Raw genomic sequence first — 13,953 nt, forward strand, 5'->3', positions numbered from 1 at the left:
GTCGTACCCCTCTGAGACACTGGGCGCGATGAGCCAGACGCTGCCCCTCCGCGCCCGCGCCGAGATCGACCTCGCGGCCCTGCGCGCCAATGTGCGTGCGCTGCGTGCCCGCGCGCCCCGTGCTGCCCTCATGGCCGTGGTGAAGTCGGACGCGTACGGACACGGCATGGTGCCCTGCGCCAAGGCCGCGCTCGCGGCCGGGGCGACCTGGCTCGGGACCGCCACGCCGCACGAGGCTCTCGCCCTGCGCGCGGCAGGCATCCAGAGCAGGATCATGTGCTGGCTGTGGACGCCCGGCGGGCCCTGGCGCGAGGGCATCGAGGCCGATCTGGACATGTCCGTGAGCGGCCTGTGGGCCCTCACGGAGGTCACCGCCGCCGCCCGTGAGGCCGGGCGACCGGCGCGGATTCAGCTCAAGGCCGACACCGGGCTCGGGCGCAACGGCTGCCAGCCCGCCGACTGGCCCGAGCTCGTATCCGCCGCACTCGCCGCCGAGGCCGAGGGCACCGTCGAGGTCACCGGGCTCTGGTCGCACTTCGCCTGTGCCGACCAGCCCGGGCACCCCTCCATCGCCGCCCAGCTGGACGTGTTCCGCCAGATGGTGGCGTACGCCGAGAAGGCGGGCATCGAGCCCGAGGTCCGGCACATCGCCAACTCCCCGGCGACGCTGACCCTCCCTCAGACGCACTTCGATCTCGTACGGACGGGCATCGCGATGTACGGCGTCTCGCCCAGCCGCGAGCTCGGCACGTCGGCGGACTTGGGGCTGCGGCCCGTGATGACGCTCGCCGCCTCCGTGGCGCTGGTCAAGCAGGTCCCGGCGGGCCACGGCGTCAGCTACGGACATCACTACGTCACGGCGGACGAGACGACGCTCGGCCTCATCCCCCTCGGCTACGCGGACGGCATCCCGCGCCATGCCTCCGGCCGCGGGCCGGTCCTGGTCGGTGGGGAGTGGCGACGAGTGGCCGGCCGGGTCGCCATGGACCAGTTCGTAGTCGATCTTGGCGGGCAGAAGATCCAGGAAGGTGCCGAAGCGCTGTTGTTCGGACCGGGCGACCGGGGCGAGCCGAGCGCGGAGGACTGGGCGCAGGCGGCGGACACCATCGCGTACGAGATCGTCACCCGCATCGGAGCGAGAGTTCCGCGCGTCTTCCTGAACCAGGACCCCGAAGAGTAGGAGCGGCACGGTGAGCGAGACCAGCACGGGGCCCGTTGTGGCCGCCGCGGCGACGGCTGCCACGACGGGCAACTGGCGCCGGGCGGGCATCGCAGGCGCCGCGATAGGCGTGATCGCCACCGGCGCGGCCGCGGGCGTCGCGCTCGAACGCCTCACGGTCGGCCGCGGCATGCGCAAGAAGGCGCGGCTCGCGCTGGACGCGTCGGGCCCGTACGGCTCTCTGCGCGGCCTGCCGGGCAAGGCGATCGCCGACGACGGCACCGAGCTCTACTACGAGGCCGACGACGTGGACCCGGAAGCGGACGCACCGCGCCGCCGCCGGCTCTTCGGCCGCAAGGCGCCCGCCCCGGTCACTGTCGTCTTCAGCCATGGCTACTGCCTGAGCCAGGACTCCTGGCACTTCCAGCGCGCGGCCCTGCGCGGCCTGGTGCGCACCGTGTACTGGGACCAGCGCAGCCACGGCCGGTCGGCCAGGGGAGCGGCCCAGTCCGGCCCGGACGGCGTGCCGGTCACCATCGACCAGCTGGGCCGCGACCTCAAGGCGGTCATCGACGCGGCCGCGCCCGAGGGCCCGCTGGTGCTGGTCGGGCACTCCATGGGCGGGATGACGGTGATGGCGCTCGCCGAGTGCTTCCCCGAGCTGGTACGGGAGCGGGTCTCCGGAGTCGTCTTCGTCGGCACCTCGGCCGGCAAGCTCGGCGAGGTCAACTACGGCCTGCCGGTCGCAGGCGTGAACGTGGTGCGCCGGGTGCTCCCGGGCGTGCTCAAGGCGCTCGGCTCGCAGGCCGAACTGGTCGAGCGGGGCCGCCGCGCCACCGCCGACCTCTTCGCAGGCCTCATCAAGCGGTACTCGTTCTCGTCCAAGGATGTGGACCCGGCGGTGGCCCGGTTCGCGGAGCGGATGATCGAGGGCACGCCGATCGATGTGGTCGCGGAGTTCTACCCGGCGTTCGTGGAGCACGACAAGGCCGAGGCGCTCGACATCTTCCTCGAAGTGCCGGTGCTCGTTCTGGCCGGGGACAAGGATCTGGTGACCCCGAGCACGCACAGCGAGGCAATCGCGGACCTGCTGCCGGACTCGGAGCTGGTGATCGTGCCGGACGGCGGGCATCTGGTGATGCTGGAGCACCCGGAGGTCGTCACGGACCGGCTGGCCGACCTGCTCGCCCGGGTCGGCGCGGTCCCGGCACCGGCTAACGTTGGCCCGTATGGAAGCACCGCACAGCCCGGCGGCTGAGAGCGCCACCCTTTCCACCAGCGCCAACCACTCCACCAGCGTCGCCCGTCTCCCCGTCGAGTCCCCCGAGCAGATGCAGGAGTTGGGTCGCCGGCTCGCGAAGCTGCTGCGCCCCGGCGACCTGGTGATGCTCACCGGCGAGCTCGGCGCGGGCAAGACGACGCTGACCCGTGGGCTGGGCGAGGGCCTCGGCGTCCGTGGCGCCGTCACATCCCCGACCTTCGTCATCGCCCGCGTCCACCCCTCGCTGACCGGCGGCCCTGCCCTCGTGCACGTGGACGCCTACCGGCTGGGCGGCGGCCTCGACGAGATGGAGGACCTCGATCTCGACGTCTCGCTGCCGGAATCGGTGGTGGTCGTGGAGTGGGGCGTCGGCAGGGTCGAGGACCTCTCGGACGACCGGCTGCATGTGCTGATCCACCGGAAGGTCGGCGACACGGACGACGACCGCCGCGAGGTCACCCTGACGGGCTTCGGCGCGCGCTGGGCAACGGTCGACCTGACGGCCGTGGGGGCCTGAGCCGTACTCCACCGGCGTGTGCATGTCGTGGGTGTGTACGTTCCGACAAGACGTCGGCAAAATGTTGCGCGGGATGTGCCGGGCATGGTCACATGGTATCGAGCAGGTTAGGTCTGCCTAACCACGACTGCCCCCGGAGCCCCAGGAGGCGTCCATGTCGGCATCCGAGCGCGAATCCCAGTCACGGCAGCATCCGGAGCGGCCGCAGGCGCTGACGCCGTCGGCCCTGTCGATGCGCGATCTTCTGGCGTCGTGCGCGGCGGCCAGCGCGGTCTCCACTCCGCCCCGTGAGGAACGGCTCCCCGAGGAGCGTGAAACTCGGCGCGACGCCGCGTAGTCCGTACGAGCTAAGCGCTGCCGGCTACCGGCTACGGGACGACGACGACCTTCGAGCCGATCGACGCGAACTCCCACATCGCGTCGCCGTCCGCCCGCTTCATCCGTACGCCGCCGGTCTTCTTCTCCGGGTTCGGGCTCGCCATCGCCCCGTTCACCGCCGCGCTGAAGCCGATGGCCACATCGTTGACGCTCGCGAACCGCACCACATGCTCGATCGGCACTCCGTCCGACCCGGGGACGGTGCCGGACCGCGAGGTCACCGCGTACACACCGGGCGGTGGGCTGACTGTCGACGGCATGACCTCGAAGGTCCGCGTAAGCTTCCCCTTCTCGCCCACCAGCCACACGCGCCGCTCGGACAGCGAGTACACCACGCGTACGCCGGTGCCCGACTTCGCGGGCAGCGCCAGCGGGTTCTTGGACTTGTTCTTTGGGCCGCCGGAGGCGTGCGCGGACGGGACCGCACTGGGGGTCTTGGGCTTGCCGAGCTGGTCCGGGGCGCTCGCCGACGCCTGGAAGGCGAGGAAACCGACGGCGGCCAGAGCGGCCGCCGTGAGCCCGGCCACGAGTCCCGAGCTGCTGCGTGCCACCGTGCCCACCTTTCGAAAGTACGTATCCCGGGTGACGGTAGCAGCAGCCGCACCCTTGGTCGCGGCACCGTGCCCGGGTGCAGGAGCCGTAGGCTGTTTGCGTGCTCTTGCTCGCCGTTGATACCGCCACGCCCGCCGTCACCGCCGCCCTCCACGACGGCAATTCCGTCGTCGCCGAGTCCAGTCGCGTCGACGCCCGCCGGCACGGGGAACTGCTGCTGCCCGCCGTCGACCGGGTCCTGGCCGAGGCCGGGGTGAAGCTCGACGCCGTCACCGCCGTGGTGGCCGGGGTCGGCCCCGGTCCGTACACCGGGCTGCGCGTCGGACTGGTCACGGCCTCGACCTTCGGCTCGGCGCTGGGCGTTCCGGTGTACGGGCTGTGCACGCTGGACGGGCTGGCGTACGCCTCCGGTCTGGAAGAGCCGTTCGTGGTGGCGACGGACGCGCGCCGCAAAGAGGTGTACTGGGCGCGGTACGAATCCGCCCGCGGCCGCGTGAGCGAGCCCGCCGTGGACCGGCCCGCCGACATCGCCGAGCAGGTCGCGGGTCTGCCCGCGGTCGGCGCCGGTGCGCTGCTCTACCCCGAGACGTTCCCGGACGCCCGCGGGCCCGAGCACGTCTCGGCCGGGGCGCTGGCCGCGCTGGCCGCCGAGAGGCTGGCGGCCGGGGATGACTTCTTGCCGCCGCTGCCGCTGTATCTGCGCCGGCCGGACGCCCAGGTGCCGAAGAACTACAAGGTGGTCACGCCGAAGTGACCGAACGAACGACCGACCGACCCACGGCTGTGCTGCGTGAGATGCGCTGGTGGGACCTGGAGCATGTGCTCGCGCTCGAGCACGCGCTGTTCCCGGAGGACGCCTGGTCGGCCGGGATGTTCTGGTCCGAGCTCGCCCATGCGCGTGGCCCGCGCGCCACCCGCCGCTATGTGGTGGCCGAGGCGGACGGGAAGATCGTCGGGTACGCGGGCCTCGCGGCGGCCGGCGGCCTCGCAGACGTACAGACGATCGCCGTCGCCCGCGACCAGTGGGGCACGGGACTCGGCTCCCGGCTCCTGACCGACCTGCTGCAGCACGCCACCGCCTTCGAGTGCGACGAGGTGCTCCTCGAAGTGCGCGTGGACAACACCAGGGCCCAGAAGCTGTACGAGCGCTTCGGCTTCGAGCCCATCGGATTCCGCCGCGGCTACTACCAGCCGGGCAATGTCGACGCCCTCGTCATGCGGCTCCACGTACAAGGAACAGAGACTTAACTGATGGCTGACGAACCGCTCGTACTGGGCATCGAGACCTCCTGCGACGAGACCGGCGTCGGCGTCGTCCGCGGTACGACCCTGCTCGCGGACGCCGTCGCGTCCAGCGTGGACACACACGCCCGGTTCGGCGGTGTGGTGCCCGAGATCGCGTCACGCGCGCATCTGGAGGCGATGGTTCCGACCATCGAGCGCGCCCTGAAGGACGCGGGCGTCTCGCCGCGCGACCTGGACGGCATCGCGGTGACGGCGGGGCCGGGCCTGGCGGGCGCGCTGCTGGTCGGGGTCTCGGCGGCGAAGGCGTACGCATACGCGCTGAACAAGCCGCTGTACGGGGTGAACCACCTGGCCTCGCACATCTGCGTCGACCAGCTGGAGCACGGACCGCTGCCCGAGCCGACGATGGCGCTGCTGGTGAGCGGTGGCCACTCGTCCCTGCTGCTCGCGCCCGACATCACATCCGACGTACGGCCGATGGGCGCCACGATCGACGATGCGGCGGGCGAGGCCTTCGACAAGATCGCGCGGGTCCTTGACCTGGGGTTCCCGGGTGGTCCGGTGATCGACCGGCTGGCGAAGGAGGGCGATCCGGCGGCGATCGCGTTCCCGCGCGGCCTCACCGGTCCGCGCGACCCGGTGTACGACTTCTCCTTCTCGGGGCTCAAGACCTCGGTGGCCCGCTGGATCGAGGCCAGGCGGGCGGCGGGCGAGGAGGTGCCCGTACGGGATGTGGCGGCGTCCTTCCAGGAGGCGGTCGTCGATGTGCTGACCCGCAAGGCGGTGCGCGCCTGCCAGGACCAGGGCGTCGACCACCTGATGATCGGCGGCGGCGTGGCCGCCAACTCGCGGCTGCGGGCGCTGGCCCGGGACCGCTGCGAGCGGGCGGGGATCCGGCTGCGGGTGCCGCGGCCGGGGCTGTGCACGGACAATGGCGCGATGGTGGCGGCGCTCGGGGCGGAGATGGTGGCGCGGGGAAGGCCGGCCTCCGACTGGGAGCTGTCCGCGGACTCGTCGCTTCCGGTGACGGATCCCCATGTCCCGGGACAGGCCCACGATCACGATCACGTGCACGAGATCAGCAAGGACAACCTCTACTCATGACGGTGGCGCTGATGTGGGAGGCCCGGGCGGTGCAGGGCAGGGGCGCGGAGCTGCTCGAATGGGCGCGGGCCCAGGAACTGGCGCGTGAGCCGGTGCGCCGCGAGACGTTCCGGGCGCCTGGGGACCGGGTGCTGGTGATCACCTGGTGGGATGCCCTCTACGACGCCGAGCTGCCCGAAATCCCCGAGCCGGACGCCGAGTTGATCACACGGGCGGTGCACCGCTGGCGCTTCGAATCGCTGGAGACCCTGCCCTCCTGAGCCCCTCCTGAGCCCGTTCTGAGCCGTCGTGAGCAGTCCAGTGGCCGCTCCGGGAATCTCTCAGAAGAATTCTCCGAAGAATCTGCCGGCGGATGTCGATCCGGCCGTCTCCCGTTCGACGCATGGGTGAGAGGCGGGGAACGGCCCGCTCTGAAGACCCGAGGAGTCACCATGCCGCGCTACCTGACCATGGTCCGCGTCAACGAGAGCGAGATGCCCGCCGAGGGCCCGAGCCCCGAGCTCATGGAGCGGATGGGCAAGCTGATCGAGGAGATGACCAAAGCCGGAGTCCTGCTCGACACCAACGGGCTCACCCCGACCTCGCAGGGCACCCGCGTCACCTGGTCCGGCGGAAAGCTGACCGTCACCGACGGTCCCTTCACCGAGAGCAAGGAGGTCGTCGGCGGCTACGCCATCATCCAGGCCAAGGACAAGGCCGAGGTCCTCGAATGGACCAAGCGCTTCCTGCAGGTCCACGAGGACCACTGGAACGTCACCTCCGAGATCCGCGAGATCGCCGAGGGATGAAACGTTTGCCGCCGGACTGCGGGAGTGCTCTGATGAGTGCCCGTGACGGCAGCGAGCGCGGTGGAAGCGGTATTCAGGATCGAGTCGGCGCGGATCATCGCCGGTGTCACCCCCATCGTGAGGGACGTGGGCATCGCCGAGGAGCTCGCGCAGGACGCTCTGGTCGCCGCGCTGGAGCAGTGGCCGCAGTCAGGTGTCCCGGAGAAGCCGGGCGCCTGGCTCATGGCCACCGCCAAGCACCGCGCGATCGATCTCGTACGCCGTCGCGAGACGTACGCACGCAAGCTGGCGGAGGTCGGGCGCGCGCTGGAGGACGTACCGCCGCCGGAGCCGCCGGACCCGGCTTCCGGTGACGACATCGACGACGACCTGCTGCGGCTGATCTTCACCGCCTGCCATCCGGTGCTCTCCACCGAGGCGCGGATCGCGCTCACACTGCGGCTGCTGGGCGGTCTTACGACGGAGGAGATCGCGCGTGCCTTCCTGGCCGCGGAGCCGACCGTCGCGCAGCGCATCGTCCGCGCGAAACGCGCGCTCGCCAAGGCGGGCGTTCCCTTCGAGGTGCCGTACGGCTCCGAGCGCGCCGAACGCCTCTCGTCGGTGCTGGAAGTCATCTACCTCGTCTTCAACGAGGGCTACTCCGCGACCGCCGGCGACGACTGGCAGCGCCCGGCGCTGTGCGAGGACGCGCTGCGGCTCGGCCGCGTGCTGGCGGGCCTGATGCCCAAGGAGCCCGAAGTCCACGGCCTGGTCGCGCTGATGGAGATCCAGGCATCGCGCACGGCCGCCAGGACCGGACCCGAGGGAGAGCCGGTGCTGCTCGCCGACCAGAACCGGACCCGCTGGAACCAGCTCCTGATCCGGCGCGGTTTCGCGGCGCTGCAGCGGGCGGGCAACGGACCGTACGCGCTCCAGGCCGCGATCGCCGCCTGCCATGCGCGGGCGGTGACGTACGAGGACACGGACTGGGCGGCGATCGCGACGCTGTACGGGCAGCTCGCGGCGCTCACTGAGTCCCCGGTCGTGGAGCTGAACCGGGCGGTCGCGGTCTCGATGGCCGAAGGCCCGGCGGCGGGCCTGGAGTTGGCGGACGCGCTGGCGGAGGAGCCCGCGCTGAAGGAGTACCACTTGCTGCCGAGCGTGCGCGGGGATCTGCTGGCACGGCTGGGCCGACGGACTGAAGCGCGGGCGGAGTTCGAACGGGCGGCGTCCCTGACCCGTAACGCACGGGAGAAGGAGTTGCTGCTGGAAAGGGCCTCACGCGCCGAGTCCGAGTCCTAGCCCGAAGTACATGACCGAACATCTCAAGCAGGCGCGGTCCTCATAGTCGAGCTCCCGGAGCCGGTCGGGTTCTCCCTGGCAGACGTCCCTTTGATGACGGGCCGGGCTTCATCCTCTGGCTGACCGGTCTGATCGGTGTCGCGAAGGGCGTGAGCCACTACCGGTGGGCTCTGCGGCTGCTGGTCGGCGCGCCGACGGTCGCGGTGGGCGGCGCGCACCGCTGAGTCGCCGGTGCCGCGTCGTGATCCGCCGGACACGCGCCGGCAACGGGTATCGACAGTGCGGCAGTTGCAAACGAGAAGGGCGGTGTGACCCGGCTTACACCGGTCGCCCGATCAGCATCGTCGGCGCCCCCGCCACCCTCGTCAGGAACACTGTCGCCGCGTTCGGCCCCTGCGGCTTCACCTTGCGGCGCAGCTCCTCCGGCTCCACCGCCGAGCCGCGCTTCTTCACCGTCAGTACGCCAACCCCGCGCTCCCGCAGCAGCGCCTTCAACCTCTTCAGACTGAAGGGGAGTTCATCGGTGATCTCGTACGCCGTCGCGTACGGCGTCGCCCGCAGCTCGTTCGCCGTAATGTACGCGATCGTCTCGTCGATCAGTCCGCCGTCCAGCTGCTCGGCGACCTCGGCGACCAGATGCGCTCGGATGACCGCGCCGTCGGGCTCGTACAGGAAGCGGCCCACCTTGCGCACCGCCGGGTCGGGCAGGCCAATGCCGGTGAGCGAGCGCGGGCCCGGCAGCAGCGTCGCACCGATCGTGCCTGGGCGCGTGCCGAACCAGAGCACCGCCTCCTTCACGTCGCCGCCGTCCGAGATCCACTCCGCCTCGGCGTCCTCGGGGACGGCCTCGTGCGGGATGCCGGGCGCGATCTTGAGCGCGGCGTGCGGGCGGGTGCGGGCCGCTCCGATCGCCCAGGACAGGGGCGGGGAGTACGCCTCTGGGTCGAAAATGCGGCCCCGGCCGCCCCGCCGGGCCGGGTCCACGAACACGGCGTCGTACGCGGCCGTGTCGACCTCCGTGACATCCGCGCAGCGGACCTCGATCAGCTCCGCCAGTCCCAGTGCGTCGGCGTTCGCACGTGCGACCTCGGCCGTCAGCGGGTCCCGGTCCACCGCGAGCACCCGCACCCCGGCCCGGGCGAGGGCGATCGCGTCGCCGCCGATCCCGCTGCACAGGTCCGCCACGCCGCGTACGCCGAGACCGGCGAAGCGCTCGGCGCGGTACGAGGCGACGGAGCGGCGGGTCGCCTGCTCGACGCCGTTCGGCGTGAAGAACATCCGCCGCGCGTCCTCGGCCCCGAACTTCGCGACCGCCCGCTGCCGCAGCCGCGCCTGCCCCAGCGCCGCCGACACCAGGGCGGCCGGGTGCTCGCGGCGCAGCCGGGTGGCCGTGGCCAACTCCTTCGCCGGGTCGTAGGCGTCCAGGGAGTCCAGCAGTGCCCGCCCTTCCTCGGTGAGCAGCGCGGCGAAGGAGGCGAGGGGATCCAGGTCGTTCACCCGGCCCATTGTGGGCCAGGCGGGGGATGGTGCGCCCGCGGTGGCGGTGTCGGCCGGGCTGTACGGATCCGTGCTGACAGGATCCAGCGGCATGCAGCTATTACGACAAAATGAGAAAAAGTGTGCGCGACGGAGTCGTAAAGTCCTGACCGTGCTCCTCGTCGCCGTCCTCGGCTCCGCCTGTGCGGCCCAGTCCTCGAAACCTTCCGGCGGCGCGAAACCCGCCCAGGGGCAGGCGAAGCAGGAGCGCGGCGCGGCCGGCGCGCTCTCCGCGTACGTGGAGAAGGCCAAGCGCACCCAGGCCCAACGGGCCGTCGCCGCCAAGAAGTGGGGCCTGGCCAAGACCCCGCTCGCCGCGCCCCAGCCCCCCGCCGCCAAACCGAAGATCACCACCCGCAAGGGCTTCGAGGTCGAGGACGGCGAGTCCTTGCCACCCGTCTTCACGACCGTGCCGGTCAAGGAGAAGATCGTCTTCCTGACGATCGACGACGGTGCGGAGAAGGACCCCGCCCTGCTCAAGATGATGAGCGAGCTCCAGATCCCGTACAGCGCCTTCCTCAGCGACTACGTGATCAGCGACAACTACGGCTACTTCAGGCAGATGCAGGACCGTGGCGTCTCGCTGCACAACCACACCCTCAACCACCGCTATATGCCCGGCCTTTCGTACGACGAGCAGAAGCGGGAGATCTGCGACCAGCAGACCAAGCTCGAGGAGCGGTACGGCAAACGGCCTGCGCTCTTCCGTCCGCCGTACGGCAACTACAACAAGAAGACCCTGCTCGCCGCCCAGTCGTGCGGGGTGAAAGCCGTGCCCCTGTGGGCCGCCGAGGCGTTTCCCGATCACATGGAGTGGCGGGAGTGGGACCAGGATCTGCACCCCGGCGACATCATCCTCACCCACTTCCGAGGCCCCGCGGACTGGAAGGGCAGCATGCCCGACATGATCCGGCGGGTCATGAAGACGGTCACGGACAGGGGCTACGCCGTGGCAAAGCTGGAGGACTACGTATGACGCAGGCGCATCGGCTGCTGACCGGACTGCTGGCGGCCGGTGCGCTTCTCGCCGCGGGGTGCGCACAGTCGGTGGACCCGATCGAGCGGCTCGGGCGCAAGGCCGCGCAGCAGGTCACGCCGGGCGCGGGCACGCCGGGCGCCGCCCACCGGCGGTGGGGGCTGGCCCGGCCGCTGGCCGCCGCGCCGAAGCCGCCCGCACGCCGGCTCTCGGCGCCGTCCGTGGTGGACCGGGTGCCCACCCGCGACAGGGTCGTCTTCCTCACCTTCGACGAGCGCGCGGCGCGCGATCCGCAGTTCGTACGGATGGCGGGCGAGCTGAAGCTGCCGGTCAGCGTGTTCCGCACGGCCGGGCATCCGGACCTGCGCACGCTCTCGTACGAGGGACAGCGCGCCGAGATCTGCGGACACCATGAGGTCCGCCTCTTCCGCCCGCCGCACGGCGCGTACAACGAGGACACGCTGCGGGCGGCGGCCGACTGCGGGGTGCGCGCGGTGGTCCTGGGGCGGGAGTACGCGGAGGGCGGACAGTTGCGGCCCGGTGAGATCGTGCGGGCGGATGCACGAACGGTGGCATGGTTGCTGCGCCGTATCCAGGAGCAGGGATACGCGGTGGCGCGCCTTGAGGACTATGTCTGAACGCTGGTGTCGCGGGGGCGTGGGCCTGCGGAACCAATGGGTCGGGGGCGACGTTCTCCGTACCGGGATCAGAGCGGCGCGCGCCGTTGATTGGCACTCCGCTTGACCGAGTGCTAATCGCAGTCATAGTCTCAGGTCTGGCACTCCCCACTGGAGAGTGCCAACACAGCGACGGGCAGGTCCGGCACCCGCGACGACGGATCCACCTGGTCGCCACCTCAGACAGTTAACCCCGTGAGATCTCCGAAGGGGGAGGTCGGATCGTGACGACCGCCAGCTCCAAGGTTGCCATCAAGCCGCTCGAGGACCGCATTGTGGTCCAGCCGCTCGACGCCGAGCAGACCACGGCCTCTGGCCTGGTCATCCCGGACACCGCGAAGGAGAAGCCCCAGGAGGGCGTCGTCCTCGCCGTGGGCCCGGGTCGCTTCGAGAACGGCGAGCGTCTGCCGCTCGACGTCAAGACCGGCGACGTCGTGCTGTACAGCAAGTACGGCGGCACCGAAGTCAAGTACAACGGCGAGGAGTACCTCGTCCTCTCGGCTCGCGACGTACTCGCGATCATCGAGAAGTAGGTCGGGGGTCTGGGGGGCACCCCCAGAGGACTCCGCACCCGAAGTTGTTTGATCTGCGCCCCTGGCCCCCGCACTGATGTAGCCGGGCGGTCAGGGGCGCGGTTCGTTTGAGAGGACAGAGAAGCTCCCATGGCGAAGATCCTGAAGTTCGACGAGGACGCCCGTCGCGCCCTCGAGCGCGGCGTCAACAAGCTTGCCGACACGGTCAAGGTGACGATCGGCCCCCGCGGCCGCAACGTCGTCATCGACAAGAAGTTCGGCGCCCCAACCATTACCAACGACGGTGTCACGATCGCCCGTGAGGTCGAGCTCGACGACCCGTACGAGAACCTCGGCGCCCAGCTGGTGAAGGAGGTGGCGACCAAGACCAACGACATCGCGGGTGACGGCACCACCACCGCCACCGTGCTGGCCCAGGCGCTGGTCCGCGAGGGCCTGCGCAACGTCGCGGCCGGCGCGTCCCCGGCCGCCCTGAAGAAGGGCATCGACGCCGCGGTCAAGGCCGTGTCCGAGGAGCTCCTCGCGACCGCCCGTCCGATCGAGGACAAGACCGACATCGCCGCCGTCGCCGCGCTCTCCGCGCAGGACCAGCAGGTCGGCCAGCTCATCGCCGAGGCGATGGACAAGGTCGGCAAGGACGGTGTCATCACCGTCGAGGAGTCCAACGCCTTCGGCCTGGAGCTCGACTTCACCGAGGGCATGGCCTTCGACAAGGGCTACCTGTCCCCGTACATGGTGACCGACCAGGAGCGTATGGAGGCCGTCCTCGACGACCCGTACATCCTGATCCACCAGGGCAAGATCGCCTCCATCCAGGACCTGCTGCCGCTGCTGGAGAAGATCATCCAGGCGGGTGGCTCCAAGCCGCTGCTGATCATCGCCGAGGACGTCGAGGGCGAGGCCCTGTCGACCCTGGTCGTGAACAAGATCCGCGGCACCTTCAACGCGGTGGCCGTCAAGGCCCCCGGCTTCGGCGACCGCCGCAAGGCGATGCTCGGCGACATTGCCGCCCTCACGGGTGCCACGGTCATCGCCGAGGAGGTCGGCCTCAAGCTCGACCAGGCCGGTCTGGACGTGCTGGGCACCGCCCGCCGCGTCACCGTCTCCAAGGACGACACCGTCATCGTTGACGGTGGCGGCAACCACGAGGACGTCGTCGGCCGTATCAACCAGATCAAGGCCGAGATCGAGTCCACGGACTCCGACTGGGACCGCGAGAAGCTCCAGGAGCGCCTCGCGAAGCTGGCCGGCGGCGTGTGCGTGATCAAGGTCGGCGCCGCCACCGAGGTGGAGCTGAAGGAGAAGAAGCACCGTCTGGAGGACGCCATCTCCGCGACCCGCGCCGCGGTCGAGGAGGGCATCGTCTCCGGTGGTGGCTCCGCGCTCGTCCACGCCGCCAAGGTCCTCGAGGGCAACCTCGGCAAGGAGGGCGACGAGGCCACCGGTGTCGCGGTCGTCCGCCGCGCCGTCGTGGAGCCGCTGCGCTGGATCGCCGAGAACGCCGGCCTCGAGGGCTACGTCATCACCTCCAAGGTGGCGGACTTGGAGGCGGGCCAGGGCTTCAACGCCGCGACCGGCGAGTACGGCGACCTGGTGAAGGCCGGCGTCATCGACCCGGTCAAGGTCACGCGCTCCGCGCTGGAGAACGCCGCGTCCATCGCCTCGCTGCTGCTCACGACCGAGACCCTGGTCGTCGAGAAGCCGGCCGAGGAGGAGCCCGAGGCGGCGGGCCACGGCCACGGTCACAGCCACTGACGTCGCACGACGTGTGAAAGGTCCCCGTTTGAAGGCCCCCGTTCCCGCCGATCGGCGGGAACGGGGGCCTTCGGTGTTTGTCCGGGCGCGCTGTGACTCCCCCATCGTCTCCCTCCAAGGGCCGCTTCCGCAGATATAAGCAGTCGCGAGCCCGGCAGCCGGCGACTCGGCTGCCTGAGAGGGCCCCCTCC

At 70.8% G+C, this 13,953-nt stretch carries 16 protein-coding genes; 14 read left to right on the forward strand and 2 right to left on the reverse strand.

The window, feature by feature from the left end:
* Window positions 1–28 precede the first annotated feature (28 nt).
* The 4 genes from alr to ACWDO5_RS12895 all read left to right on the forward strand — a co-directional run bounded on the left by alr (window position 29) and on the right by ACWDO5_RS12895 (window position 3,274).
* The gene (gene alr, locus ACWDO5_RS12880) at window positions 29–1,180 is read left to right on the forward strand and encodes an alanine racemase (protein ID WP_450530323.1); all 1,152 of its coding nucleotides are present in this window, start codon (window positions 29–31) and stop codon (window positions 1,178–1,180) included.
* 10 nt (window positions 1,181–1,190) lie between these two features.
* Complete coding sequence (locus ACWDO5_RS12885; protein ID WP_450530324.1) at window positions 1,191–2,417, forward strand: alpha/beta fold hydrolase; 1,227 nt, start codon at window positions 1,191–1,193, stop codon at window positions 2,415–2,417.
* The gene (tsaE, locus tag ACWDO5_RS12890) at window positions 2,389–2,937 is read left to right on the forward strand and encodes a tRNA (adenosine(37)-N6)-threonylcarbamoyltransferase complex ATPase subunit type 1 TsaE (protein ID WP_450530325.1); all 549 of its coding nucleotides are present in this window, start codon (window positions 2,389–2,391) and stop codon (window positions 2,935–2,937) included. The genes ACWDO5_RS12885 and tsaE overlap by 29 nt, the downstream gene beginning before the upstream one ends.
* Window positions 2,938–3,091: 154 nt before the next feature.
* Window positions 3,092–3,274 carry a hypothetical protein gene (locus ACWDO5_RS12895; RefSeq protein WP_450530326.1) on the forward strand — a complete coding sequence of 61 codons (183 nt, stop codon included), beginning with the start codon at window positions 3,092–3,094 and terminating at the stop codon, window positions 3,272–3,274.
* Window positions 3,275–3,305: 31 nt separating this feature from the next.
* On the opposite strand, the gene ACWDO5_RS12900 is transcribed toward ACWDO5_RS12895, so the two are convergent.
* On the reverse strand, window positions 3,306–3,866 hold the full coding sequence (locus ACWDO5_RS12900) for a L,D-transpeptidase (protein ID WP_450530327.1): 561 nt from the start codon (window positions 3,864–3,866) through the stop codon (window positions 3,306–3,308).
* A gap of 101 nt (window positions 3,867–3,967) precedes the next feature.
* Between ACWDO5_RS12900 and tsaB the strand changes: the two genes are divergently transcribed.
* The 6 genes from tsaB (at window position 3,968) to ACWDO5_RS12930 (ending at window position 8,285) form a co-directional block, all read left to right on the forward strand.
* Window positions 3,968–4,621: a tRNA (adenosine(37)-N6)-threonylcarbamoyltransferase complex dimerization subunit type 1 TsaB gene (tsaB, locus tag ACWDO5_RS12905; RefSeq protein WP_450530328.1), complete on the forward strand. Its 654-nt coding sequence runs from the start codon at window positions 3,968–3,970 to the stop codon at window positions 4,619–4,621.
* A 41-nt stretch (window positions 4,622–4,662) separates the two neighbouring features.
* Window positions 4,663–5,115 (forward strand): ribosomal protein S18-alanine N-acetyltransferase, encoded by a 453-nt coding sequence (rimI, locus tag ACWDO5_RS12910; RefSeq protein ID WP_450530336.1) that lies wholly within the window; start codon window positions 4,663–4,665, stop codon window positions 5,113–5,115.
* Between the two features lie 3 nt (window positions 5,116–5,118).
* Window positions 5,119–6,216 carry a tRNA (adenosine(37)-N6)-threonylcarbamoyltransferase complex transferase subunit TsaD gene (gene tsaD / locus ACWDO5_RS12915; protein WP_450530329.1) on the forward strand — a complete coding sequence of 366 codons (1,098 nt, stop codon included), beginning with the start codon at window positions 5,119–5,121 and terminating at the stop codon, window positions 6,214–6,216.
* A complete protein-coding gene (locus ACWDO5_RS12920) occupies window positions 6,213–6,476 on the forward strand; it encodes a hypothetical protein (RefSeq protein WP_450530330.1) in 264 nt (87 codons plus the stop codon). The genes tsaD and ACWDO5_RS12920 overlap by 4 nt, the downstream gene beginning before the upstream one ends.
* Window positions 6,477–6,647: 171 nt before the next feature.
* Window positions 6,648–7,004, forward strand: coding sequence for a YciI family protein (locus ACWDO5_RS12925; RefSeq protein WP_450530331.1), 357 nt, complete (start codon window positions 6,648–6,650; stop codon window positions 7,002–7,004).
* A 42-nt stretch (window positions 7,005–7,046) separates the two neighbouring features.
* Window positions 7,047–8,285, forward strand: coding sequence for an RNA polymerase sigma factor (locus tag ACWDO5_RS12930; RefSeq protein WP_450530332.1), 1,239 nt, complete (start codon window positions 7,047–7,049; stop codon window positions 8,283–8,285).
* A 318-nt stretch (window positions 8,286–8,603) separates the two neighbouring features.
* Here ACWDO5_RS12930 and ACWDO5_RS12935 read toward each other — a convergent pair whose 3' ends face one another.
* On the reverse strand, window positions 8,604–9,791 hold the full coding sequence (locus tag ACWDO5_RS12935; protein ID WP_450530337.1) for a THUMP-like domain-containing protein: 1,188 nt from the start codon (window positions 9,789–9,791) through the stop codon (window positions 8,604–8,606).
* Between the two features lie 82 nt (window positions 9,792–9,873).
* Between ACWDO5_RS12935 and ACWDO5_RS12940 the strand changes: the two genes are divergently transcribed.
* The 4 genes from ACWDO5_RS12940 to groL all read left to right on the forward strand — a co-directional run bounded on the left by ACWDO5_RS12940 (window position 9,874) and on the right by groL (window position 13,762).
* Entirely contained in the window at window positions 9,874–10,797 is a 924-nt protein-coding gene (locus ACWDO5_RS12940) for a polysaccharide deacetylase family protein (RefSeq protein WP_450530333.1), read from the forward strand.
* A complete protein-coding gene (locus ACWDO5_RS12945; RefSeq protein ID WP_450530334.1) occupies window positions 10,794–11,435 on the forward strand; it encodes a polysaccharide deacetylase family protein in 642 nt (213 codons plus the stop codon). The genes ACWDO5_RS12940 and ACWDO5_RS12945 overlap by 4 nt, the downstream gene beginning before the upstream one ends.
* A gap of 263 nt (window positions 11,436–11,698) precedes the next feature.
* On the forward strand, window positions 11,699–12,007 hold the full coding sequence (groES, locus tag ACWDO5_RS12950; RefSeq protein ID WP_003948573.1) for a co-chaperone GroES: 309 nt from the start codon (window positions 11,699–11,701) through the stop codon (window positions 12,005–12,007).
* A 129-nt stretch (window positions 12,008–12,136) separates the two neighbouring features.
* Window positions 12,137–13,762: a chaperonin GroEL gene (gene groL, locus ACWDO5_RS12955; RefSeq protein WP_450530335.1), complete on the forward strand. Its 1,626-nt coding sequence runs from the start codon at window positions 12,137–12,139 to the stop codon at window positions 13,760–13,762.
* Window positions 13,763–13,953: the final 191 nt, after the last annotated feature.

This window comes from Streptomyces sp. NPDC000880, from assembly GCF_053599675.1.

What these genes read in the sequence shown, in the direction of transcription:
- alr (WP_450530323.1), top strand. Translation starts at nt 29, where the DNA reads ATGAGCCAGACGCTGCCCCTCCGCGCCCGCGCCGAGATCGACCTCGCG.
- tsaE (WP_450530325.1), top strand. Translation starts at nt 2,389, where the DNA reads ATGGAAGCACCGCACAGCCCGGCGGCTGAGAGCGCCACCCTTTCCACC.
- ACWDO5_RS12895 (WP_450530326.1), top strand. Translation starts at nt 3,092, where the DNA reads ATGTCGGCATCCGAGCGCGAATCCCAGTCACGGCAGCATCCGGAGCGG.
- rimI (WP_450530336.1), top strand. Translation starts at nt 4,663, where the DNA reads ATGCGCTGGTGGGACCTGGAGCATGTGCTCGCGCTCGAGCACGCGCTG.
- tsaD (WP_450530329.1), top strand. Translation starts at nt 5,119, where the DNA reads ATGGCTGACGAACCGCTCGTACTGGGCATCGAGACCTCCTGCGACGAG.
- ACWDO5_RS12920 (WP_450530330.1), top strand. Translation starts at nt 6,213, where the DNA reads ATGACGGTGGCGCTGATGTGGGAGGCCCGGGCGGTGCAGGGCAGGGGC.
- ACWDO5_RS12925 (WP_450530331.1), top strand. Translation starts at nt 6,648, where the DNA reads ATGCCGCGCTACCTGACCATGGTCCGCGTCAACGAGAGCGAGATGCCC.
- ACWDO5_RS12935 (WP_450530337.1), bottom strand. Translation starts at nt 9,791, where the DNA reads ATGGGCCGGGTGAACGACCTGGATCCCCTCGCCTCCTTCGCCGCGCTG.
- ACWDO5_RS12940 (WP_450530333.1), top strand. Translation starts at nt 9,874, where the DNA reads ATGCAGCTATTACGACAAAATGAGAAAAAGTGTGCGCGACGGAGTCGT.
- ACWDO5_RS12945 (WP_450530334.1), top strand. Translation starts at nt 10,794, where the DNA reads ATGACGCAGGCGCATCGGCTGCTGACCGGACTGCTGGCGGCCGGTGCG.
- groL (WP_450530335.1), top strand. Translation starts at nt 12,137, where the DNA reads ATGGCGAAGATCCTGAAGTTCGACGAGGACGCCCGTCGCGCCCTCGAG.